At 42.8% G+C, this 23,307-nt stretch carries 22 protein-coding genes and 3 tRNA genes; 16 read left to right on the top strand and 9 right to left on the bottom strand.

Translation table 11 applies throughout. The annotated features are described in order from the left end of the window. Positions 1-35 precede the first annotated feature (35 nt). On the bottom strand, positions 36-539 hold the full coding sequence (locus Q4492_RS11235) for a TlpA disulfide reductase family protein (protein ID WP_303417955.1): 504 nt from the start codon (positions 537-539) through the stop codon (positions 36-38). A gap of 251 nt (positions 540-790) precedes the next feature. On the opposite strand from Q4492_RS11235, the gene Q4492_RS11240 reads away from it, so the two are divergent. After that, positions 791-1,660 carry an NAD(P)-dependent oxidoreductase gene (locus Q4492_RS11240; RefSeq protein WP_303417956.1) on the top strand — a complete coding sequence of 290 codons (870 nt, stop codon included), beginning with the start codon at positions 791-793 and terminating at the stop codon, positions 1,658-1,660. A gap of 114 nt (positions 1,661-1,774) precedes the next feature. Then, positions 1,775-1,906 (top strand): hypothetical protein, encoded by a 132-nt coding sequence (locus tag Q4492_RS11245; protein WP_269454613.1) that lies wholly within the window; start codon positions 1,775-1,777, stop codon positions 1,904-1,906. Between the two features lie 70 nt (positions 1,907-1,976). Here the strand turns inward: Q4492_RS11245 and Q4492_RS11250 are convergent, their stop codons facing one another. Further along, positions 1,977-2,786, bottom strand: a complete 810-nt coding sequence (locus tag Q4492_RS11250; RefSeq protein ID WP_303417958.1) for a DUF1853 family protein — start codon at positions 2,784-2,786, stop codon at positions 1,977-1,979. A 77-nt stretch (positions 2,787-2,863) separates the two neighbouring features. Between Q4492_RS11250 and Q4492_RS11255 the strand changes: the two genes are divergently transcribed. The 9 genes from Q4492_RS11255 to Q4492_RS11295 all read left to right on the top strand — a co-directional run bounded on the left by Q4492_RS11255 (position 2,864) and on the right by Q4492_RS11295 (position 8,025). Next, positions 2,864-3,169, top strand: a complete 306-nt coding sequence (locus tag Q4492_RS11255) for an excinuclease ABC subunit C (protein ID WP_303417960.1) — start codon at positions 2,864-2,866, stop codon at positions 3,167-3,169. 2 nt (positions 3,170-3,171) lie between these two features. After that, positions 3,172-5,013, top strand: coding sequence for an excinuclease ABC subunit UvrC (gene uvrC / locus Q4492_RS11260; RefSeq protein WP_303417962.1), 1,842 nt, complete (start codon positions 3,172-3,174; stop codon positions 5,011-5,013). A gap of 6 nt (positions 5,014-5,019) precedes the next feature. Continuing rightward, positions 5,020-5,568, top strand: coding sequence for a CDP-diacylglycerol--glycerol-3-phosphate 3-phosphatidyltransferase (pgsA, locus tag Q4492_RS11265; RefSeq protein WP_303417963.1), 549 nt, complete (start codon positions 5,020-5,022; stop codon positions 5,566-5,568). 90 nt (positions 5,569-5,658) lie between these two features. Beyond that, a tRNA-Gly gene (locus tag Q4492_RS11270) sits at positions 5,659-5,733 on the top strand. Between the two features lie 21 nt (positions 5,734-5,754). Beyond that, positions 5,755-5,828, top strand: a tRNA-Cys gene (locus Q4492_RS11275). Between the two features lie 9 nt (positions 5,829-5,837). Next, a tRNA-Leu gene (locus Q4492_RS11280) sits at positions 5,838-5,924 on the top strand. Between the two features lie 217 nt (positions 5,925-6,141). Continuing rightward, a complete protein-coding gene (locus tag Q4492_RS11285) occupies positions 6,142-6,561 on the top strand; it encodes a hypothetical protein (protein WP_303417965.1) in 420 nt (139 codons plus the stop codon). Then, positions 6,554-7,132, top strand: coding sequence for an AAA family ATPase (locus tag Q4492_RS11290; RefSeq protein ID WP_303417967.1), 579 nt, complete (start codon positions 6,554-6,556; stop codon positions 7,130-7,132). Before Q4492_RS11285 ends, Q4492_RS11290 begins: the two co-directional genes overlap by 8 nt. Before the next feature lie 410 nt (positions 7,133-7,542). Next, complete coding sequence (locus Q4492_RS11295; RefSeq protein WP_303417969.1) at positions 7,543-8,025, top strand: hypothetical protein; 483 nt, start codon at positions 7,543-7,545, stop codon at positions 8,023-8,025. A 70-nt stretch (positions 8,026-8,095) separates the two neighbouring features. Here the strand turns inward: Q4492_RS11295 and gap are convergent, their stop codons facing one another. Further along, positions 8,096-9,109 (bottom strand): type I glyceraldehyde-3-phosphate dehydrogenase, encoded by a 1,014-nt coding sequence (gene gap, locus Q4492_RS11300; RefSeq protein ID WP_303417971.1) that lies wholly within the window; start codon positions 9,107-9,109, stop codon positions 8,096-8,098. 137 nt (positions 9,110-9,246) lie between these two features. Between gap and Q4492_RS11305 the strand changes: the two genes are divergently transcribed. The 4 genes from Q4492_RS11305 to Q4492_RS11320 all read left to right on the top strand — a co-directional run bounded on the left by Q4492_RS11305 (position 9,247) and on the right by Q4492_RS11320 (position 11,580). Then, entirely contained in the window at positions 9,247-9,948 is a 702-nt protein-coding gene (locus Q4492_RS11305; RefSeq protein WP_303417972.1) for a DNA-binding protein, read from the top strand. Positions 9,949-10,038: 90 nt separating this feature from the next. After that, complete coding sequence (locus Q4492_RS11310) at positions 10,039-10,488, top strand: response regulator (RefSeq protein WP_303417974.1); 450 nt, start codon at positions 10,039-10,041, stop codon at positions 10,486-10,488. A 105-nt stretch (positions 10,489-10,593) separates the two neighbouring features. Then, the gene (locus tag Q4492_RS11315; protein ID WP_303417976.1) at positions 10,594-11,268 is read left to right on the top strand and encodes a response regulator transcription factor; all 675 of its coding nucleotides are present in this window, start codon (positions 10,594-10,596) and stop codon (positions 11,266-11,268) included. Positions 11,269-11,298: 30 nt separating this feature from the next. Beyond that, entirely contained in the window at positions 11,299-11,580 is a 282-nt protein-coding gene (locus Q4492_RS11320; protein WP_303417977.1) for a hypothetical protein, read from the top strand. Positions 11,581-12,089: 509 nt separating this feature from the next. Here the strand turns inward: Q4492_RS11320 and Q4492_RS11325 are convergent. The 6 genes from Q4492_RS11325 to Q4492_RS11350 form a co-directional block, all read right to left on the bottom strand. Then, on the bottom strand, positions 12,090-12,404 hold the full coding sequence (locus Q4492_RS11325; RefSeq protein WP_303418082.1) for a restriction endonuclease: 315 nt from the start codon (positions 12,402-12,404) through the stop codon (positions 12,090-12,092). Positions 12,405-12,625: 221 nt separating this feature from the next. Beyond that, positions 12,626-15,895, bottom strand: coding sequence for a type I restriction endonuclease subunit R (locus tag Q4492_RS11330; RefSeq protein WP_303417979.1), 3,270 nt, complete (start codon positions 15,893-15,895; stop codon positions 12,626-12,628). Then, on the bottom strand, positions 15,892-17,733 hold the full coding sequence (locus tag Q4492_RS11335; RefSeq protein WP_303417981.1) for a DUF262 domain-containing protein: 1,842 nt from the start codon (positions 17,731-17,733) through the stop codon (positions 15,892-15,894). Before Q4492_RS11335 ends, Q4492_RS11330 begins: the two co-directional genes overlap by 4 nt. Next, positions 17,730-19,100 carry a restriction endonuclease subunit S gene (locus Q4492_RS11340; protein WP_303417983.1) on the bottom strand — a complete coding sequence of 457 codons (1,371 nt, stop codon included), beginning with the start codon at positions 19,098-19,100 and terminating at the stop codon, positions 17,730-17,732. The genes Q4492_RS11335 and Q4492_RS11340 overlap by 4 nt, the downstream gene beginning before the upstream one ends. Beyond that, positions 19,100-21,463, bottom strand: coding sequence for a class I SAM-dependent DNA methyltransferase (locus tag Q4492_RS11345; RefSeq protein ID WP_303417985.1), 2,364 nt, complete (start codon positions 21,461-21,463; stop codon positions 19,100-19,102). The genes Q4492_RS11340 and Q4492_RS11345 overlap by 1 nt, the downstream gene beginning before the upstream one ends. A 303-nt stretch (positions 21,464-21,766) precedes the next feature. Then, positions 21,767-22,684, bottom strand: coding sequence for a LysR family transcriptional regulator (locus Q4492_RS11350; protein WP_303417987.1), 918 nt, complete (start codon positions 22,682-22,684; stop codon positions 21,767-21,769). A 90-nt stretch (positions 22,685-22,774) separates the two neighbouring features. Here Q4492_RS11350 and Q4492_RS11355 point away from each other — a divergent pair, with 90 nt between their 5' ends. Then, complete coding sequence (locus Q4492_RS11355) at positions 22,775-23,017, top strand: hypothetical protein (protein ID WP_303417989.1); 243 nt, start codon at positions 22,775-22,777, stop codon at positions 23,015-23,017. The last annotated feature ends 290 nt before the right edge of the window (positions 23,018-23,307 follow it).

The following is a 23,307-nucleotide window of genomic DNA, read 5'->3' on the forward strand; positions in this document are numbered from 1 at the left end:
GTTTTTTTATTAGGCGTTAATGATCTATTTGTCTTTTAATGGAGAGCTTTGTTTATTAATTGGATGGAGTCATCACTATCCCAATCTCTACCGCCCAAGGTTCGTAAAATTAACTCACCTTCTTTATCCAGAAGAAGGGTCATTGGCAAACCTCTTATACCAAATCGTTGATAAGATTCTCCCTCTTCATCAAGTAAGATGGGGAAGGTCAGTTCTATCTCAAGCTCAAGTAAGAAGCTAGAAACTGCTGTTGAGCTTTCACCAATATTGATCGCTATTATTTCAAAAGGTTGCTCAGAGAAATGCTCTTTTAACCGCTGCATGGATGGCATCTCTTTTACGCAAGGCGGACACCATGTGGCCCAGAAATTAAGGAGTATTATTTTTCCTTTATAATCTGCAAGGTTCACCGTTTCATTATCTGCATCTTTTAGGCTGAGTTTATAAAGGTCAGAGCCTGTTTCCCCATGTGCGCTAAGAGTCATGCTGAAGGTAATAAATAGCATCAGCATAAGGCCAATAATTTTACGGAATTTCATTTGATTACCTACTAATGATTTTCAATCATTCTAACAAATTAGTGAGGGTTGTTTTACCTTATGCTGCTTATTGTTACCTTAATCTTATAGATATATTTTTAGCTAATGCTTGGCGGCCCAATGTTTACTTAAACTTTATAAACAACTAGAAAAAAAGAGATGCTTTTGCTTAACTGTTGATTCTTTTAAGTCGTCATGTGGCTTTTTTTAGTACCAATTCATTAGTTTAACCAGCAATTTATAGGATGATTATGAACGTAGCATTCATTGGCTTAGGCGTTATGGGATACCCAATGGCAGGGCATTTATCTAAAGCTGGCCATCAGGTTAAAGTCTATAACCGAACAACAAGTAAAGCTGAAAGCTGGGTGAAGGAACACAAAGGTAGCTACGGCATTACGCCAGCAGAGGCCGCAATAGGCGCAGAGATCATATTTGTTTGTGTAGGTAACGACAATGATTTGCGTGATGTAATTTGTGGTGAAGACGGCGTTCTCAAAGGTATTTCAGCGGGCGCGATACTCGTTGATCATACAACCGCTTCAGCAGAAGTGGCTAGAGATATCTATGCAATCGCTCAAGGACAAAATGTTGGCTTTCTTGATGCGCCCGTTTCAGGTGGTCAGGCAGGTGCAGAAAATGGTGTATTAAGTGTCATGGTTGGTGGCGATGAAACGTCGTTCGCAAAAGCCTCGCCAGTTATTGAGGCTTACGCAAAATCTATACGTTTACTGGGAGAGGTAGGCTCAGGACAGCTAGCCAAAATGGTTAATCAGATCTGTATAGGTGGATTGGTGCAGGCCCTTTCTGAGGCGGTTCATTTTGCCAAATGTTCAGGTCTGGATGCTGAGCAAGTATTCGATGTAATTCAGCATGGTGCTGCGGGCTCTTGGCAGATGGCTAATCGCCATCAAACGATGATTAATAATGAGTTTGAATTTGGTTTTGCTGTCGATTGGATGCGGAAAGATTTTGATATAGTGCTTTCTGAAGCTCGTAAAAATGGCGCTCGTTTACCTGTTACCGCATTAGTGGATCAGTTTTATGCGGACGTGCAAGCGATGGGAGGTGGGCGTTTAGATACCTCAAGTTTGCTGAAGCGATTAGAAACGGATAAATAAAACCCCTTGTTTAGTATGGTTTTTGTGGCCTAGATGCGGATAGACATCATCATTTGAAACTATATAATAAAGTCGATCTCAAAATTATTATTAAAGAATACCAAGGACCGTTCTATGGATAAGTATAGTTTGATCTCTGTTGCACCAAGCTTAGTTATTGTTGCCGCGATGATTATTGGCACAGTGGTTGGCATCGCAACCCTTAAAAAAGTTATAGCTAAAGACGCTGCTTCTGCAGAAAAATAAGTTGTAATTTTGTCAGGCAGGCTGACAATGGTTAGTCTGCCTGAATTACTGTAGGGCAGTATACTTCCTCTTATTCGCACCATTGATTAGGTACGATAAACCCCCGATCGACTTCTCCTCCTGTTGTTTTATCAAACCTAACAACCAATAACGGTTTATCCGAGCCGTCTATAACTAGTTTAAATTGGTTTAGTGTTTTTAGACTGTTTACCTTAGGTGATAGCCAATAAGGTTTTTCGAGAATAGCATAATTAAATTGCTCGCTGAGCAGATGTTGTTCCTGTTGCTTTATCCACCAGCCTTTTTTGTGATCAGGGTTGATTTCAGGATGTAAGGTGCTTAATTTGCACGGTTGTGACAAGTGGTAAAATAGATAACCTTGTAACAACATAAGTTTTTTGGAAGGGTGTATATTTAACACCTCGCACTGAGCGCGACCAGCAGGGCTATCAGATAGGCGAAGTTGGTGGTTCAATAATCGTTGGTGTTTTCGATCTAATCGGTCCCGTTTATTAGGTCCGATGAAGTGAGAAAGTTGGCTGCCGTCACCTACACAAAGATAGAATTTAACTGCACATTCTAGATGAAAATCGTACTGCTCTGTTCGGCCTAGGAAGTCATATTCGCCGAGAGTTTTCTTTTGTTCTATGACTTGTATATTTCTTTTTAATTCAATTGGTTGTATCTGCTTATTGATAACTTGATTAACAAGTTGCTCGTAGTAGTGACCTATACGATTATGGGTTGAAGCCACCTCTAGCGTTTCAAAAGCTAATGGGGTTTCAGCTTCATTAATCCAGTCGACTGCTGATGTGATCTCATCATTGGTCAGCTTCATTAAAGAGGGGCATTTTAATATCCAAAAAAGGTCGTCTATCATATGAATTATCTAGTTACACATAGGGCTTTAATCGCTTAAAGTATGCCTTAACTCGAATTTGGATTAAGAGAGAAATAATGAGCAGCACAAATAGCAATAAAAAACCGTTAAATGAGCAAAACCGTGAAGTGATGCTCTCTGATTCTGATATTAACAGTATCATAGTTAATGGGGCTCAAATTTCACTTATGAAGTTGCGTAGAGCGCGCAGCACTGATGCTCAGCTTTGCTATTACGCAGAAATTGGCGTTTATCTTGAAGTTTCTTTATCTAGAGGCGCAGGTATTACTGATGAAACTCTTGAAACCCTTGAAGAGATTCATCGTATAGCCACCCATGAATATATGGATACTCGTAAACTTGAGGCGATGGCAGATAATTAAGCGTGCAACAGGATAATACGACAGAGGGCTTTGATGCCAAAGGCTTCCTTAAGCAGCTTACAACACGCCCTGGCGTTTATCAGATGTATGATCAGGCTGATAAGTTGCTTTATATTGGTAAAGCTAAAAACTTAAAGAATCGCGTTAGTAGCTATTTCAGAGCGACGGGACTGAGCATAAAAACAGCCGCATTAGTCGCTAAAATAGCCGATGTGCATGTAACGGTCACTAATAGTGAAACCGAAGCGCTGCTGCTAGAACAGAACCTAATAAAGCAATATAGACCGCCCTACAATATCCTGCTTAGGGATGATAAGTCCTACCCCTATATTTTCATTTCCGATAAGCACGCCTATCCGGCTGTCCAGTTTAGTCGTGGAGCTAAACGGAAAAGCGGGCGTTATTTCGGTCCATTTCCTAGCGGTGGGGCTGTTCGAGATAGTTTGAACTTACTGCAAAAAATCTTTCAAATACGTCAATGTGAAGAGAGCTTCTTCAAAAACCGTTCACGACCTTGTCTTCAGTATCAAATTAAACGCTGCACAGCCCCTTGTGTTGAAGCTATCTCAGAAGAAGCTTATCGAGAAGATATACGTCATGCGGCTATGTTTCTAGAAGGAAAAAATAGTGCGGTCATGGATGAGGTGGCGAGCCGAATGGAATCAGCCTCGAATGACTTGGATTTTGAGCAGGCGGCGACCTACCGTGATCAATTGATCAGCTTGCAGAAAGTACAGGAACAGCAATATGTGTCAGGTAAGCAGGGTGATGCCGATGTGATTGCCTGTGCGATAAAGCCTGGCGGTGTTTGTATCCATATGCTTTTTGTTCGTGGTGGTCGTATTATTGGTAGTAAATCATATCACCCCAAAGTGGCTATAGAGGAGAGTGAATCAGAGATACTCTCATCGTTTATTGCACAGTGGTATCTTAGCGGCGTTCGAGATATTCCATCTTATGTTATTGCTTCTGATGAGGTTACAGATAAATCTTGTATAGAAGACGCGTTGGCAAAAGCAAAAGATAAAAAAGTCACCTTAACCCATCAGGTCAGAGGCGAAAGAGCAGGGTGGCAAAAATTGGCATATACAAATGCCGAGCAACAGCTGAATAGCTTCCTAGCCAATAAAAAGAATATTTATAATCGTTATTTGGAACTTCAAGAGCTTCTTGGACTTGAAGAAGTGCCGCAACGTTTAGAATGTTTTGATATTAGCCACAGTTCAGGTGAAGCAACGGTTGCTTCTTGTGTAGTGTTTGATCGTAACGGCCCTCTTAAAAGTGATTACCGGCATTTTAATATTGAAGGCATTACCGGCGGCGATGATTACGCCGCTATGCACCAAGCTTTACATCGGCGTTATACCCGTCTTAAAAAAGGTGAAGGGAAGCTACCTGATGTTTTGATTATTGATGGCGGTAAAGGTCAAGTCACGCAGGCTATGGAGGTATTAGATGAGCTGTCGATCAGTGGCGTGCTTGTAATTGGTATCGCAAAAGGCCCTACGCGCAAAGCTGGCTTTGAAGTGTTAATATCAGGTGATACCGGCGAAGAAACTGTACTTGAAAGCGATTCAGCGGCCTTGCACTTAATGCAGCATATTAGAGACGAGGCCCACCGTTTTGCTATTACAGGCCACCGGGCAAGACGAGGTAAAGCTCGTAAAAAATCAGTTTTAGAGGATATTCCAGGCGTTGGCCCGAAAAGACGGCGTGAATTACTGCGTCATTTCGGTGGAATACAAGAAGTTGAGCGTGCGAGTATTGAAGAAATTGCAAAAGTCTCTACCATAAGCCAGACCATAGCCGAAGAGATCTACTCGGCACTTCATCCTGATGTATAAGAATTGATGAAAATACCAAATATACTGACAAGCTTACGCATTTTACTAATACCTGTATTCGTACTCGTTTATTATTTACCTTATGAATGGGCACCTATAGCGACAGGTTGCGTGTTTGCTATCGCCGGCTTTACGGACTGGCTCGATGGCTATTTAGCTCGCAAATTGGATCAAGCGTCGCCTTTTGGGGCTTTTTTAGATCCTGTTGCTGATAAGTTACTGGTGGCTATATCGCTTGCATTGCTAGTAGAAGGGTACGCAAATTGGTGGATTACGATTCCCGCCGTGGTTATTATCGGCAGAGAGATTGTCATCTCAGCCCTACGTGAGTGGATGGCAGAGGTAGGTAAGCGCTCAAATGTTGCGGTTTCTTACATTGGTAAGGTGAAAACTGCCTTGCAGATGTTGGCCATTATGTTGATGATTGTTACTGAGCCTTATACGACTATTTCTTGGGCTGGGATTGCGGCGTTGTATATAGCAGCAATTCTAACTTTATGGTCTATGTATCAGTATCTTAGAGCTGCTTGGCCCGCTTTATCTGAAGAGATGTAAGTGGTTAATAATTAAGCATAATTTTTTTATCGTAACAGTGTTGACTTATAATAGGGGAACTCTATAATACGCACCACTTGTTACAGCAGAGCGGGAATAGCTCAGTGGTAGAGCACAACCTTGCCAAGGTTGGGGTCGCGAGTTCGAACCTCGTTTCCCGCTCCATATGCTAGATCAAGTTATAGAGGCGCGGTGGCAGAGTGGTCATGCAGCGGACTGCAACTCCGTGTACGCCGGTTCGATTCCGACCCGCGCCTCCATTAAAATTCGCCCGGGTGGTGAAATTGGTAGACACAGGAGACTTAAAATCTCCCGATCGTAAGATTGTACCGGTTCGAGTCCGGTCCCGGGCACCACTTTTCGTGGTGCACTTTAAACCCCGCAAGTTAACGCTTTCGGGGTTTTTTGTTGTCTTTTTTTATGTATGCTCCTGTAATTTATAGCCCACTCGAGTGCCGAATGAGTGCTGCCTTGATAGGCCAGTCAAGTCTCGATTAGCTTAAGGCTATAGCTCTTTTTTGTAGCGATCTGCTACAATCAGTAAAGAGTTAATAAAATGATAGAGCGTACGATATGGCAAAAGCACATTCCCCGTTGCGTTTAGATGCAAACCTAGTAGAGCAAGCCAAACTATCAGGAAAGCATCTCCACCGTTCGACAGCGGAGCAGATCGAGTATTGGGCGGACATTGGGCGCAGTGTATCTAAAGTAATTACGCCAGAGACTTTGCTACAGCTCTATGCAGGATTGGTAAAAGTTAAAGTAGAGCCGGTAGATGGTCCAACTGTAGATCCTGATAGACTCTTTGATATATTGGAAGATGATCGGGTAGCGGGTTGTCTCCAAGATAATATTACTTCTAGCTCATTAAGATATCAGGCTTCAGCTCAATATCCTGGAATGCTAGAGCAGATTGCTTTAGATGGCACTGTTATTGTAGGTCAGTTCGAAAATGGTAAATTTACCCCATCCGCTGGCGTGATTTGTGAGTAATTCCAAGCAGTTATGGATGCTTGTTGGTGGAAATGGTGCAGGCAAAAGCACCTTCTACCGTAAATACCTTGAACCAAAGGGTGTGCCATTTGTTAATGCCGATGTGCTCGCAAAGCAAGTCTTTCCTGATGATCCAGAAGGCAATAGTTACGAGGCTGCTCAGTTAGCTACGCAAATGCGTGAGCAGTTACTGATCGATGGTGCTAATTTTTGCTTTGAAACCGTTTTTTCTCATCCCTCCAAAATCGACTTTGTCGCTAAGGCTAAAGCGTTGGGTTATCAGGTTGTTTTAGTATTTATTCATGTTGATAGCCTTTCATTGAATAAAGCTCGAATATCTCAACGAGTAGAGGAAGGTGGACACTTTGTGCCGGATGATAAGGTAGAGGCCCGTATCCCGAGAACGTTAGCAAATGTCCGAAGCGTACTTCCTCTATGTGATCATGTAAGAATTTTAGATAATTCCAGTTGCTGCAGTCCGTATGAGCAAGTAGCTACTATTCGGAATCAAGCGATCACTGAGCATAAGAAACCATTGCCTGCCTGGGCGTCAGATTTGTTATACGCATAACAGGCGGCGTCATAAGTTCAATTATCCATATTATTTCGTATTCCGATTCAGGCTTGGGCTCGAGTCCCGCGTTTTTTGATGTTTTTAAGCCCCGCAAGTGAGTGCTGTCCGTTTTTTTGTTGTCTTTTTTACAGCTTAGTTGGTGTGGAATTTAGCGGCCTTTAACTTTTCTGTCTCTGTGTATCTTGGGGTGATGTGTCGTTATTGGGATTATGTCTTAATGTATCTATGCTCTTGTACCTCAGTACAATAATGCTATTTAAGCTACCAAGTTATAATCCTAGCAATTAGATATAGGTTTGATTTGAAAATTCATTAGGGCTCTGCAGCAGCTGGCTGAGCCGTTATGTGCTGCTATAATGGAATGAGTGGTTATCGCCTAGCGTGTTAAGGGCCTAAGGGAGAATGGCATGGGTGGTTTATCTAAAGGGGTATTAATTTTATTGGCCGTTGGTGTTGTCGGTGGCCAAATTTTTAGTGCGCTTGATACTAGACCATCAACTAAAATTGCGTCTAATGAATCAGCATCAAGTGAAGCTGCCTTTCTAGAGTCTATGGATAATGGAGTGGATCCAACCGATATTCTTGAGCCTACTGCGGCAGGAAAAACGCTAAACTCAGCATGTGAAGCTGGTTATATTGTGGGTGACTTAAATGATAATCGCTTCTCAGAAATCAGCTATGCATCAATTGATAGGGAAGGTATTACCTATATACAGGTTTCAAGATACAGTCCGTCCTATTTAATTCAAGAGCAAGATCAAATTGTTACAGCCACTGAAGTTGATGAAATACCAGATAGTATAAGACGTCAGTTGCAGCGAGATATTATCGAGCCGGATAGATGTAACAATTTGGACCTCTACCTTTCTAAAATAAAAACTGCAGAATAGTTGCACAGGCCGTAGGAGTATTGCTTTTCGTTAACGACCTGTGAGTTTGGTTCTATCTGTTTTTCTGGTCTTAAAAGCCTCCAATTTTGGCTATCTCTTTTGCTGTGTCCAGCATGCGATTTGAAAACCCCCATTCGTTATCGTACCAAGCAAAGACCTTGGCTTGCTCCTGGGTACAGATAGTTTGGGTGGAGTCAAAGATGCAAGAGGCTTGTTGGTGATTAAAATCAACAGATACTAATGGCTTGTCGTTGTAGGTGATCACGCTATTATTTGAGCCTTTAGAGGCCTCTTTCATAATGTTATTGATAGTCTCTGCGGTTGTTGGTGTGCTGGGTGTAAAGGTTAAATCAACAAGTGATACATTGGCTGTTGGAACGCGTACGGCCATGCCAGCAAGCTTTCCTGCAAGCTCGGGGAGGACAATTCCTACTGCATCTGCTGCGCCTGTTTTTGTTGGAATCATCGATGTTGCCGCGGCACGCGCTCTATATAAGTCACCACTAAATGCGTCTGTTAGGTGTTGATCGTTAGTGTAAGCATGAATGGTTGTCATGAGGCCTGAGCTGATACCTATAGTGTTATTGAGTGCTTGAGCCATAGGTGCCAAGCAGTTAGTGGTACATGAGGCGTTAGAGATTACTAAATGGTTTTTAGTTAGGGTGTTGTGATTTACGCCATAAACGATTGTGGCATCAGCATTTTTGGTAGGGGCGGATACTAGTACGCGTTTAGCACCACTCTTTATGTGCTCCATTGCTGCGTCTTTATTTGTAAAAAGCCCTGTGCACTCAAATACTATGTCTATCTCTAGGCGCTTCCAGGGAAGGGCGCTTATGGATTTTTCTTTAAGGATTTCTATCTGATCTCCGTTTATTTCTAAACAATGATCTTCGGCTGTGACGTTATACATAAAACGTCCGTGCACGCTATCGTATTCAGTTAGGTGGGCATTTACTTTTGGATCGCATAAGTCGTTGATGGCGATAATTTGTATTTCGCCTTGTTGGTTGGATTCGTAAATTGCACGAAGGATGTTTCTTCCAATACGGCCATAGCCATTGATTGCTATACGCATGCTCATATGAAAACTCCTTTATCGTCTTATTTTTCAGCCTAGTACAGAACGGCGGTTGGCGCTAAAAGATATTTATTAAAGCTGGTGAGGGTGGTGAAATTAGCTATAATATGTATCAATCAGTACATATTGGATATTAAAAGATGGCAAAAAAGAGCGATACACAGGATCTTGCTAAAAAGACTGCGGATATTCTTCTACAGGAAGGCATTCGCCCGACGCAGCAAAATGTAAGGGAGCGGATGGGTTGCGGCTCTATTACAACCATCAATAAAGCGTTAAATGCTTGGTGGCAGGAGCTAGGTGAGCGATTAAAGGTAAATACGAGCCATCCGATGCTGCCGGACCCTGTGGCGGAAAGTGCGAGCAAGCTATGGCTTCAGGCGCTTGCTTATGCTGAGAAGGAGCTGGAGGCACGCCGCGATAATCTTGAGCGCGAATATAGACAAAAAATCAATCAGGCCACAAATTCGTCGAAAGCGGATAACAGCGAATTAAAAGAGCTTCGCTCTCAGTGCCTTAGATTGCTTCAGGAAAATGAAAAATGCTCTGATCAAAAGCTCGTACTTCAAGGGAGGTTGTTTGAGCAAGAGAATACACTTATTGCGCTTCAAGCAAAAAATGAAACCCTGGAGCGAGAGTTAAAACAGAAGCAAATTATGAGTAAAGGTACGCAAGATATTGATGAGTATATTGAAATTCAGGTTAGCAATCGGACTCTCAAAGAGGAAAATAAGCGCCTAAGCAAGCAGATTGAATTGCTGATTAATGACAAATCATCTCTTCAAATGGAAAATATGCAGTTAAATGCAGAGGTTAGCGCGCTGAAGCAGGGGATAAGCTAGTGCAAAACTCAGAGGAATGTTAATCTATATGCTTGTATTTGATCTACGTAACTTAACCTCTATTCTGGCTTTCTTAGGTATCTAATTAATATGGATATAGTTTTAAATCTTGAAGCTGAAGATGTAGTGATATTGGATGCGCTGCATGAATGCGGTTCTGAGGATGCTGTCTGTTGCCAGGATGTGGGGACTTTTGAGCGCTCAAAGAAACTACTAATCAAAGAGAAGCTCAAGAATGTTACCGTTCAGCTGCTGGATGAGGGCGGTTACGCGATAAGACAGGTAACCAGCAAGCCTAAGAACAAAGCGCTGAGCTCAGGTTTGCTTAATAGTCGGCAGATTACCGTCATTAAGGCCTTGGAAAAGGTTTTGAAGCATTGTAAAAATGAAGGTATACAGCTTATCGGGTATAGCGATGAGTTAGTTGCTTTGCCCGCAAGTGTTTCAGATGAAGAGATTTCAAGTGCTGGCGCGTTAGATATCAATTGTCATGATGTCTACAAAGGGGCGGATGCAATCCTGCCTGATGAGGATGTGTAATCTTGTAAGAATTGGCTTGATGTTTATTATCTAATTTGTTGTTTTTAAATAAGTACTTTTGGAAAACAGCAAGAGCATATAATGAAGTAAATTACAGGAAAATAGATGACTGATCCAATTAAGATTCTCCTTGTTGATGACCATCCTTTGGTAAGGGCGGGATTTCAACGTTTGCTAATATCTGATGATAGCATTGAGATAGTTGGTGAAGCGGATAACGGCCAGTCTGCATGTGATATGTATGCCACTCACGCGCCTGATGTTGTTGTTATGGACTTAAATATGCCTAACGATTCGTCTACTAGCGATGAGGCTTGCCATAATCTAAATGGTGGATTGGAAGCAATTCGCAGAATAATATCCCATGATGCTAAAGCTAAAGTGCTTGTGTTAACTGCAATGGAGATCGATCCGTTTCCTGCGCATGTAGTTAATGCGGGCGCTAAAGGGTTCCTTACTAAGCGCTGCGCTCCTGATGAGCTACTAGCTGCCGTTAAAGCAATTCATAATGGTGAAGAGTATATTACTGAAGAGATGCGCACCCGAATCAATGGTGATGGCTCCACTGAAGCAGCGTCCATTGGTAACCTGACTAAACGCGAGCTTCAGATTTTTGCTTTGCTTGCAGAGGGAAGGACGGTTTCACAGGTTGCTGAAGAGATATTCCTAAGCCCTAAAACTATACATGCGCATCGTACTAATATTTTTAGAAAACTATCCATTAGTAATAACTCTGAACTCGTTCACCTCGCAATTCGTCACGGTATCGTCCAAGCTTAAAAATATAACTACTCATAAGGTGGGTGCACCATGAGCGTTTTAGATTTTACTGAGCTGCATATGGAAACTGAGTTTCTATGGAATGAGATATCTATCGGAGATAGCGTTATGTTAGACGCCGATCTATATGAATCCAATACGTTTAAATTACATAAATACCAAGCTTATGAGGTTGTCGCCAAGCTTCGTGCGGTAGCGCCAGAACCCTCAATGCTCATTGTTGAATCAGATATAACTGGCGAATTTATAAATCTTCACCCAGCATTACTGTGCAGCTATCAAGCACCAGATACACCAGTATCTCACGCCTAAAGCGAGCTTAAATTACCACGCATAGCCGCGAAATTGAGCGAGTTAATAGCTCAATAATCAGCGCTAAAAAACAAATCAATCCAAATAATAGTAAGCATTAGCTAATCTGCAGTCCCCTATATAGCCATAATGCTATATTCGCATAATATATATTATGTTAAATAGGATAATTGTCTAGGTATAGGTCGCTTTCCCTTTTGTTGTTTTCAGATTCAAATGACTCTTTGTCCAGTTTAGTGAATCTGTGATGCCTAAAGGTTGATACTGTTTGCAATCCAGTCCACATCCAAACTGAATTTAGAAAAGTTTGTACTTGTGAAAATGTTCATAGGCCCCGGCCCCGCCATGTGTCAGTACTAAAGCGTCAGTATAAAAACCACCGTCGAATCTTTTCCGCATTTAGGCTTATTCAGGGTTAAATTAGATCGTGCGGAGAGCTTCGAAGAATTCTTTTTCGCGGGTAAAGTGTCGTAAAGAGCAACCTAGCGCACGCTGCCCATTACTTCTTTTTAGCTGATCTTTGAGTCGTTCTGCATTCCATCCCAGAAATCAGAATCCATCTCTTTGATTTCGATATGCTGCTTAGTTTGCATGCCAAGGCTGTAGTCATACATATACTTAGCCAATTGCTCACCATTGATCAAAACCAAATTGGTAGTACCGTTTAGACTCTCGGCATAAGCAATTGCAACAGCGCTGCATGATGAAGCCGTAATAAACACACCTTTGACTGAGTGACAGCCAGAGCAACAACAAACTACTGACTTCTGAACTTCTTCACGTCCTACCGTGTTGCTTCTCGCATAACGTGTAGTTTGATATATCTTTTGTTTGGAACAAAGACATGATTTCGCTTACACCCGTATCATTTTATGGCCTGTGTGACTGTTAACGCTGTTAGCGCTTTACTGAAGACGGTATCTATATCTGGTCATAAGTGGACTGATGGATACTCTTTTTTTCAGGCTTACTGATTACCAGTCTCCAGTTATTTTTTGCTGTAAAGGCAAATCAAGTAAGTGCTTTAACTATATGAAAATAATAATTATTTATAATTATTTGTTAATATCTGAAACACCACTTTAGCAAACCCTTTAGCGACTTGTGGATTGCTTAGAACTTGCATCATCTGATTCTGGTGAGCATCAGAGCTATCCATCACAGCGTCATCTACGGCCTGCGGGAAATCACCTAAGAACGCCTGCTCAGAGGAGTTGTTTCTTATCTGGTGCATCACTCTATCGTTCTCCCCTACTTTGTCAGCCATGGTACGAGCGTAGTTGAGCATATCATCGTCCGTTAGGTTGTCTGTGATAAACAGCTCGTTAAGCCGCTTTAGAATGACAGATAGAAACTCTTCCTTTTTATCTTTAGCTTTCGCAGACCCAATATCAGTATTCGGGTCAAGCGTGTAATCTGGCGCATCTTCTTTTAGCTTCAGATCTTGCTCGCGAATCTTAGATAAGCGGTAATGACTCAGGGTGACGTTACTCAGGTCAACATCATCATCGTCACTGACTTTCTCCCGCAACATAGGCCGAAGGTGCCTAGCAAACAGGCTGAGCTTTTCCAGCTCTTTATCGTCATAATCGACGATCTGTGACATAAACTCATAAAAACGAACAAAGCTGCCCAGGTCTTTCTTAAAGATCTCTAGCCTATCTTTTTCCTGCTTACACTCTGTAAAGCTATTTTCGGCATTGGCGATCAGCGTTGCATCCCCAGTGCGCTTGGTCCGTTCAAAGATATCTTTGGCTTGCTTGTAGGCATCAATCGCAGAAGCGTAACGTTTCTGCCAACGTTCGACGGCAGGTTTACAGATATTACTGATAGCCGCATTGCTCTTGTTGGGAACAAAGAAAGCAGTACAGAACTGTTCTACTTCGCTCAAAGTAAAAATACCCTGCGCTTTAAGCTTCTCACAGAGGTCATAAACTAGATTGGGGTCAGAAACGTCGGTAAGTTCAGCGGTTTGATAATAGGGCTGAAAGGCGTCGAGAATATCCTGAGGGTCGTTAAAGAAATCCAGCACAAAGGTACCTGATTCGGCTTTGCCAGGATAAGTTCGGTTCAAACGTGACAAGGTTTGCACACATTCGACGCCTCCCAACTTTTTATCTACGTACATGGCGCAAAGCTTGGGTTGGTCAAAACCTGTCTGAAATTTATTGGCAACCAACATTACTTGATAATCATCGGAATCAAAGGCCTTACGCATATCACGCCCTTTAAGCGCGGGATTCATATTACTTTCGGTAAACTTCTCACCAATAAGCCCCGTGGCATTAGGGTCATCTTCGTTAAACTCTACCTCGCCAGAGAACGCGACCATCGCCGTGATGTTTTTGTATTTGTTCTCAGCAACGTACTTATCAAAGGCCAGCTTGTAGCGTACCGCTTCTTTGCGGGAACTGGTCACCACCATCGCCTTCGCTTGCCCACCTAATAGGCCTTTTACATTGGCTTTAAAGTGCTCGATGATTACCTGTACTTTTTGCGCAATATTGTAATCGTGTAACCGCACCCATTGGTTCAGTTTGACCTTGGCTCGCTTGCTATCAACCTCTTTATCCAGCTCTCGGGCTTTTTCCGCAAGGTTATAAGCCACCTTGTAACTGGTGTAGTTTTTCAGCACATCGAGGATAAACCCTTCCTCAATCGCTTGGCGCATACTGTAAACATGATAAGCCTCAGGCTTATTGGTGGATGAAGCAGGCAAGTCAGGATCAGGTAAGCGGCCAAACAGTTCCAAAGTTTTCGATTTAGGCGTGGCAGTAAAGGCAAAATAACTGAGGCTTTGTGAACCTTTTCGGGCGCTAATAGTAGCATCCAAAATATCTTCTGATGTTAACTCATCGTCAACCGGATCGGTCGAATCGGTCATCAACACTTCTTTCAGCTGACGCGCAGTCGAGCCTGACTGAGATGAATGGGCCTCATCGGCAATCACCGCATAGTTACGCGCTTTCAGGTTGACGCTGTTCTCAATCGCCTTCAGGACATGTGGGAAGGTCTGAATGGTCACGATAATAATCGGCTGAGCATCTTCCAACGCGCTAGCCAGTTTTTCTGATTTAGAACCCTGACCCTCTTTGTTATTGATCCGCCCGACGACACCATCCGCATGCTCAAACTGATAGATGGTGTCCTGTAGCTGATCATCGAGTACGGTACGGTCGGTTACCACAATCACCGAATGAAAGCGTTTATTACCCTTAGCATCATACAGTGAGGCGAGTTGGTGAGCGGTCCAGGCGATAGAGTTTGATTTACCCGAGCCGGCACTATGCTGCACTAAGTATTTATGGCCAGGCCCGTTGTCACGAGCATCTCCGACCAGTTTATTGACGACATCCCACTGATGATAACGGGGGAAGATCATGGTCTCTTTCTTGCTTTTTTTACCCTGCCAGTCCTCTTTATCTTCGATTTGCAGATGAACAAACTTAGCTAGAATTTTCAGCAAATTGTCGGGAGCCAGCACCTCATTCCACAGATAAGCCGTGGCATACTCATTCGGATCAGCAGGAACATCATTACCCGCCGCGCCCTCGGCAGTGCCTTTGTTGAACGGCAGGAAGAAAGTGTTCTCCCCCTCCAACTTTGTCGCCATATAAACTTCATACTGACTTACCGCAAAATGCACCAACGCGCCGCGTTTAAAGGTAAGCAGCGGTTCAGGTTTATTGGTCACGGGGTCTTTCGGCAGACGGGTCAGTTTGTATTGTTTGATCGCATTATTAACCGCCTGCTTAAACTCAGATTTCAGTTCAAGCGTGGCGATAGGCAGGCCATTAAGAAACAACACTAAATCGATGCGCCATTTTTTGGCCTGTTTACCTGTTTCAGCCAGATGCGCCTCGGTGGCATAAGGGCTATACACTAATTCAGGCACCACTCGCAGACGGTTCTTCTGGTAGCGCACTAAGGTATCAGGATTGAGATTATGATCAGGCTTAAACTGACAGAGACGAAAACGAGTACCGCGATCTTTGAGTTCATTGCGCAACACCCCCAAGGTGCCAAAGGTGCGTAGGTCTTTGCTCGCCGCGTTAGGGTCTGCCTTGGATAACTGAGAAGCCACCCGCTCCAAAAAGTGTTGTTCCGGATTTTGCGGATAGAGCTTGCCGTATTTCTGCCATTGTTCAGGCTGAGTCTCTTGCACAAAACCGAGTAGGTCCTCTTCATACAGCGCCAGCTTAGGGTTATAGCCCGAGGGTTGTCCGGGCAACCAGCCGTTAGCGATTAGCTGGTCAATGATGTCGTTTTGAAAGATAACTTCCTTTGATTTGTCGCCGTCAGATAGCTTGCTCATGGTTTCTCAAAACTCCATATTTTCTCGCATATTTTTCGGTATAATCGCTGGCGTTTAACAATATCGGCTTTATTAAATAAATCATGCGGTTCGAATGGCAGTTTGAGGTCTTCTTTCATTTTCAAAAAATTAGGATTGTTGTGATAAGTAAGTTCGCAAAGAGTTTGTACTAAAAGGTTTTCTTTAATGTAATGCGGTAGCTTTTCTTTGTATGGCTTAGCTCCATATGACTGATTAGATCCGCGAGGTAATAGAACAAGTGCACCGACACGATTTCTGTACTCTTCAAAATCACCTTTTTGATCAAACTCATTTTTGTGACGATCAAATTTGTCTGCCCAAATATGCTCAACCTCAAATGGTTTGCCATTTGGACTATGGTAGTAAGACTCAAAGGTTTCATTTTTACCCGATTTCTTATCTATAAAAGAGGATATACGTGAAAGAAGGAATTTAACAAATCGGCGGTTTTGGCCATGCAAACGGAATGTATCTAACCCACTCCAAGTTTGATCCATATCTGCTAACTTACTTGCTAAGATAAGTTGTAGTTGTGAAAGATCAGTATTTCGTATTTCCTTAACCAGCGTATACATTGTGTAGCGTATTGAGCTTGCTGAAAACTTTTTGAAGTTGACTGATCGCCGAACAACAAAAGCTTCAATATATCTGGCAACAAGATTTATCTTTTTTCTAACTGTATCTACATCATCGCTTTTAATTAAGGGGGCTAACAAAAGTGGATAACTTAGGGAGTTCGCTATTCCCCAGCGATGAATGTAATAAACGTGCTCAAGCGGCTCTAAGAATGTTGACTCAGCGTTTCTTATGGATAAATAAGCATTTCTGTAGAAATCAAAGTCCTCATTCACAAATACAGAAAAGTCATCTTGTGTAGCTGATTCAAGGCCCATTAATGAGAGGTTTTCTCTTACCCAACTATGGAAACGCGTGCCTATCTTCTCAAAATCCTCATTCTTTGAACCAGCTAAACCAGGGCGGATAGTTTTAGCATACTTCCCACGTAACCATGCCTGAAAGAAACGCTGATCATCGTCTTTATCTAAAGCATGTAACGCTTGAATTGAGCTTTTCCAGTGATCATTGGCTTTTTGCCTAAGTCCATCATCTTTAAATCGAGATAGTACAAAGCCTTTCAACATTTCAGTCGGGGTTAAATTTAGCCCCCGATCATTCATCGTCTCAAATATCGTGTATGCGTTATCATCTGAGTAGGCAACAATTTCAACCAACACAACACGTTCTTTTACCCAGTCGATAAAGTAAGGAAGAACAATGGCATCAATTTCTTTAGGAAAAGCAGACTCTATATCCTCATATCTTGATGCCATGTTGTGAGTAGATTCGTCATCATTTGGTTTTGATTGATATTCGCCAGATTCGAACAAGCTCTTCAGACATGGGATACGTTCTTTTACAATAATATTGAAAGATTTTTTTCCGAATTTTTCAGAAAATATCATCGATTCAATAGCTTCACTAATCCCCATAGATTTTTGAAGATTATTTAGATAAATCATAAATAAGGTAAGTGAGGTCAATCTTTGCTGGCCATCAATTATACTTCGATTGCCATCTCGCTCACTCAACACAAACGGCCCTAAGTAATAACTATTATAATTTTCAACCTCGTCTCGGCTATGGTTCGGTTGATACTCTATAAGGAATGCAGAGGTTAAATCCGTTACTAATTGTTCAATATGCTTTTGCTGCCAGCTGTATTCTCGCTGAAAATAGTCAACCGTATATTTCTTGTTATCCAAAACCTCAAGGATAGTCCGATCATTTGCTTCTATCTTGTTTTCTAACTTACTCATGCGGTAGCTTCCATGCTGGATTTGGGTTGTTCGAGCTGCCAGTTGCGAACGTCTATTTTGCCTGTGACGGCGGCGGAGATTAAGGCTGTGCGGCGTTCTTTTAATAGGCTTATTTGCCTAACACAAAAGCCATTTGTTTTATCAATTTTCTTCAACTTAGATTTGAGGTACTGAACAATTTCTGATTGTTCTTCTATTTGGGGGGTTGGTATTCTAAGTGCCCCAATTATTTCACAGTTCAATGCCGCTTGATTCCCTCCTCTTCCAAGTTCCCTTAAATCTTCATACATAGCTTGAAAAATAAAGAACAAAAAATCGCAATGTACATTCTGATTTGGTGTAATCGCAGCCATATTTTGGTTGATACAGGAATCAAATCTAAGAACGGAAGAACTTCCTCTAGTTTTACCCTGGCCCACCATCCCAACCAAGACTGAGTTTGCTGGTACTAATTGAACTGATGTACTTACTAGTGCTTTATCTGTAATAAACTCCACTGAAGAAAGCACTTCTGTCTCATTAAGACAAGTTGATGCAAGCCAAGGTATGGAGCCATCTAGCCAATAAGTTTTGTTGTTTTTATCTGGTGTGCTTCCATTCGATACTTTCGATAGATGAGCTACCTTTGGTAAGACCCAATGCTCTGGCACTTCTCCCAACCACTCAACACCTGAATCTTTCATCGGGACGTTGGGGTTTAGGCCTTTGGTGACGGCATGGCTGATCACCGCCTGACGCTTCTCTTTCAGCAGTTTGATCAGTTGCTGTTGCTTGTCGATCAGGGTGTCGATCTTGGCGGTTTCGTGGTCGAGGAAGTTGGCGATTTTTTCTTGTTCGTCATTCGGTGCCCTAAGGAACCCTAAATCACGTAATGTTCCTAGCGATACAAAATTCTGAACGCCGCCTCTAGCCTCTAAACTTAACTGTGAATCACATTCACTGCTTTGTAAAAAGAAATTCAAGAATGTTGTGTTTATATCCTGGTTAATTGACGTTTTGAATAACGCTAGATTTTTAATCGCAAAGTCATCTCTTTCATTGACTACGATCGGAGAACCCACTGTACCAATCATTGGCATTAATATATCGCCGACATCTACTTTAGATCGCTGGATAATAGATAAATAGTCGTCTTTAGAAATATGTTTACACTGTTCAAAACTTAACTGCCCAGAAGTAACATCTTTCGATGTTACTAAGTAAAAAGAGCTTTTAGAGGGAGAAACATATGATGGTGTATCGTGAGTTCCATCTCGAACATCAATAAGCATTTTCAATGAAGGAACAGACCAGTGGGCTGGAATAACATCAAGCCACTCCACACCTGCATCTATATATTCAGGATAAGCCTGATATTTGGCCTTCATTAGGAGTGCACCTCTTTGAGAAGCGCCATTATCTCCACGCTGATCTTATCCAGATCCGCATCAATCTCTTCCAAACTGCGTGGTGGCTGGTAAACATAGAAATGGCGATTAAAGGGGATCTCATAGCCGACAATACCAATCTCTTCATCTTTGGCGTCGCGCTTATTAGCATCGATCCAGGCATCGGGCACATGGGGGGCCACTTCACGCTCGAAGTAGCTTTCGATCAGGGTTTCGGTGGGTTGTGAGGGATCGAGGGGGACGTTTTCGTTATCCCGCAAGTCACCATCTGGTTGGTATTCCACCACGGTGGGTTTACCATTCAGAGTAACGGAGAATGCACCATATTTGGGTTGAGCCGTCTCTTTCAAAACCTTTTTGATAACAGGCTGCGCTTCAGGGTTCTTCCAACTAATCGCATCCAGCAGTTGCTTCTTCTCTTTGGCATCCAGCTTGATGCCAGCTTGTTTCATGGCAAGTTTCAGCGCGTCTTCAAACCGATTAAAGTCATCGCAGGGCTGATCAATAACCATGCTTGAGCCCATTGATGCACCCAATGTCGCTTGTAGCTCATGGCCTTTATCCAGCAAAGCTTTTTGGCTCAACCAGAGTTTGCTATCCAGTAGATCTTTGATCTGCTTCTCTTTGAGTTCAGGGTAGCTGACCTTGAGTTCCGCCCTGATTTCGATCGCAACATCGGCAAGCTCACCGTAATTCGTCTCATCCCAGTCGGCACCATAGGCCAGCCAGATCCACTGCATCGGCGCATTAAAGGGTTTCGGCGCAAAACGCAGTGCTTCCAAGCGTTCATCACTGACCTGTACTGACAGCCGTAATGGACGCTCGATGGTAATACGGCGATAGCCGAAGTCGGTGGTATCGAATATTTTGCTGGAGAAGGTTTTGGCGCTCTCGGTTTTGGGGTTGGCCGCTTGGCGTCCTCGACTGCTCTTTTGTTCAGCGGGTTTATCTAGCGATTGATTGTCGATAGTTTCAAAACCACCGAAACAACGGGTGATCATACGGATATCCTCAGCGCTCATCTCATTACGTTTAGAGCCTAGCGATTTACGCATCTTGCCGCAGAGGTTGACGGCGTTAATCAGCTGTACCTTACCTTTGCGCTCGGCTGATTTCTTGTTCGACAGCACCCAAACATACGTCGCGATGCCGGTGTTGTAAAACATATCATTCGGCAAGGCGATAATCGCTTCCAGCAGATCCGCTTCGAGGATATAGCGGCGAATCTCACTCTCCCCGCTACCCGCGCCACCGGTAAACAAAGGCGAACCGTTGAGGATAATACCGATGCGGCCACCGCCCTCAACAACGCCTGACTGGTTTATCGAGGTATCGCGCAGCTTACTGATCAGGTGCATTAGAAACAGCAGCGAGCCATCCGACACCCGTGGCAGCCCAGGCCCAAAACGGCCAGCATAGCCCTTCAGAGTATGCTCGTCCTTAATGTCGCCCTCCACCTTTTTCCAGTCCACGCCAAACGGTGGATTAGACAGCATGTAGTCGAATTTATCGGCGTAGAGTTGATCGTTTGATAACGTGTTACCCAGCTTAATACGGCTAACATCCTGTCCTTTAATCAGCATATCCGCTTTACAGATAGCGTAAGACTCTGGGTTCAACTCCTGCCCAAAGGCTCGCATAACCGCATTGGCATTGAGCTCATGCACATATTCCATACCACTGGACAGGAAGCCGCCCGTCCCTGCGGTGGGGTCATAGATGGTGCGGATAATGCCGTCTTTCGTCAGCGCGTCGTCATCCTCCATAAACACCAGTGAGGTGGTCAGGCGGACGATATCCCGTGGGGTAAAGTGTTCCCCTGCGGTCTCATTCGAGCTTTCTGCAAAACGGCGGATCAGCTCTTCAAAGACTAACCCCATCTCATGGTTAGAAATAGCATCAGGACTCAGATCGGTATTGGCAAACTTCTGCACCACTTTGTAGAGCAGGTTGGCATCACTCAGCAGGCCGACAAACTCATCAAACTTGAAGTATTCAAAAATCTCTCGGGCATCTTTAGAAAAGCATTGAACATAGTTTTCGAGGTTGTCTTTAATACCTGTTTCACCCAACTTATCGAGTGACATGGGGGATGTGTTAAAGAAGTTTTGACTGGTTGCCCGCAGAATTAACTTTTCAGCGGCTTCCTCAGGCAGGTTCATGCCCTTCACCTTCTCGCATTCGCTCAAAACCGCTTGTTTATCGGACTCAAGTACGCATTCCAAACGACGTAACAAGGTGAAAGGCAGAATTACCCGCCCATACTGACTTTGTTTGAAATCACCACGCAGAAGATCGGCCACAGACCAGATAAATGCAGCTGTTTGAGAGAAGTTAGTCATGAAATAGCTTTGCCTTATAAAACGTATTAGCAGAGCCAGCGGGGGAAAATATGAAGCGTCCGCTGCCTCTTTTTTATTAAGAATCAGTGTACTACAGGGATCAAAGCTTAGGTATATCAAGTGGTGAAAAAGGATAGATCAGGGCTATGATTTTACATGCTCAGATGTTCTTACCCTATCCTCTTACTAAGCTAATCAAACGGGTTAATGAAAACGGCTCGTTTGATCTATTTACTCTTAGTTATCGACGCATTACGAATGTTAATTTAAGCGCAAGGCTGGAAGTTATAGGTAGGAAGATCATTAAAGAGCGTTATTAGAAAATAGCGATAATAGATCTGCGGGTTGATCTAGGCGCTCTAAAATCATGTTTCTGAAAGCGGCCAGTCGGGCTGGGACTAATTTTTGATCTGCCCATACCATATAGACTATACCTGATTCGCATTGAATCTCTGGCAGCAAGAGCAACTCTCCTCGTTCTAAATATGGCTGTAAGGCGGCTTTAGGCGCCATGCAGATACCTATGCCTGAACAAGCTGCTTGTATGCATAGGCGCAGGCTATTTATGGAGTATTTAGGTTTTACGGGGATGCGGATTATTTTGTTTTGTTGCTTAAACTCCCAAAATTGCATGGTATTACCCATAAGCAGGTGATGTTTTAAAAGATCTTCTGGGGTTACGGGAGTGCCTTTTTTATCTAAGTAACTGGGAGCCGCCGCGAGTGATAAATCTATATTAAATAAACGCCGTTGAACTAAGTTTGGAGCCTGAGCTGGTCGTGTGACAATGGCTAAGTCGATCTGATCGTCGAAAAAATGGTCTATATCAGATGAAAATAGTATATGAATATTAACGCCTGGATTCTGCTCCATAAATTCGATAGCGGTTTGCTGTAGGAATATTTCAGCGAAAGTTTCAGGGCAGGAAACGTGAATATCGCCCACCAATTTAGGTTGTTTGTCTGAGAGCTTTTCCCATTCAGTATCTAGCTGCTTATAAAGGGATGAGAATTTTTGATAATAGATATCGCCAGCTTTTGTAAGCTGGAATTGCTTAGCATTGCGATGAATTAATTTTTCGCCCAAGGTCTCTTCTAATTGGGCTACCGCTCTTGAAAGCGTAGGTGCAGATACTTTGGTGTTGATGCTTGCTGCTGCAAATCCACCTGATTCTACTGACTGACAAAACCAGTAGATGTTGGTCATATCTTTAGCTTTCATATATGCATGCTTACCTTGCAATATTGCCTGTTTTTGAACGACCGTTCCGATGATAGAGTTTACTTGTGAATTAAACAACTAGGTTTAAAAATGAAGAAGCTTCCTAATAAATTCCAAGTACCTTTAGTTATGTCCATTATGGTACCGACTATGCTGCTTGGTATGCCGGCAATTGTGGTTTATCGAAATGCCACAGCGGATTCAGTTTTGTTTGATGAGTGGATAGCAACGGTAAGCCAAACGCTTCCCCTCGCCTTGTTGTTATTTTTTAGTGTGGGTTCTCTTGCTCGTTTAGTCGTAACTAAGTTCTTAGTTGAACCTAAAGAGCACTAATGGACTGTGCCGGGAAACTTAACGGCTTTTACTATTATTGCCTTACTATGTAACACATCTTGCTGACCTATTTAGTTGGGGAAAATACCTGATTTTAGGTAGCTAATTTTATTGTTCCGAAAATGGTTGGTAACCTATTTTCATGCAGGTGATATTAATCTCTTTTCGTGACTTCCTGTTTACATTTTTTACTGGTTTTATCGGCCTACCTGTTATAGCTCTTTATGTTCCCCCTTACTTTAATGGAACAGATATTCATAAATCCTAAGCTTTTTTTGGTTTATGAATTA

Origin of the sequence: Neptuniibacter sp. 1_MG-2023 (assembly GCF_030547185.1) — a bacterium.
Classification (GTDB): Bacteria; Pseudomonadota; Gammaproteobacteria; order Pseudomonadales; family Balneatricaceae; genus Neptuniibacter.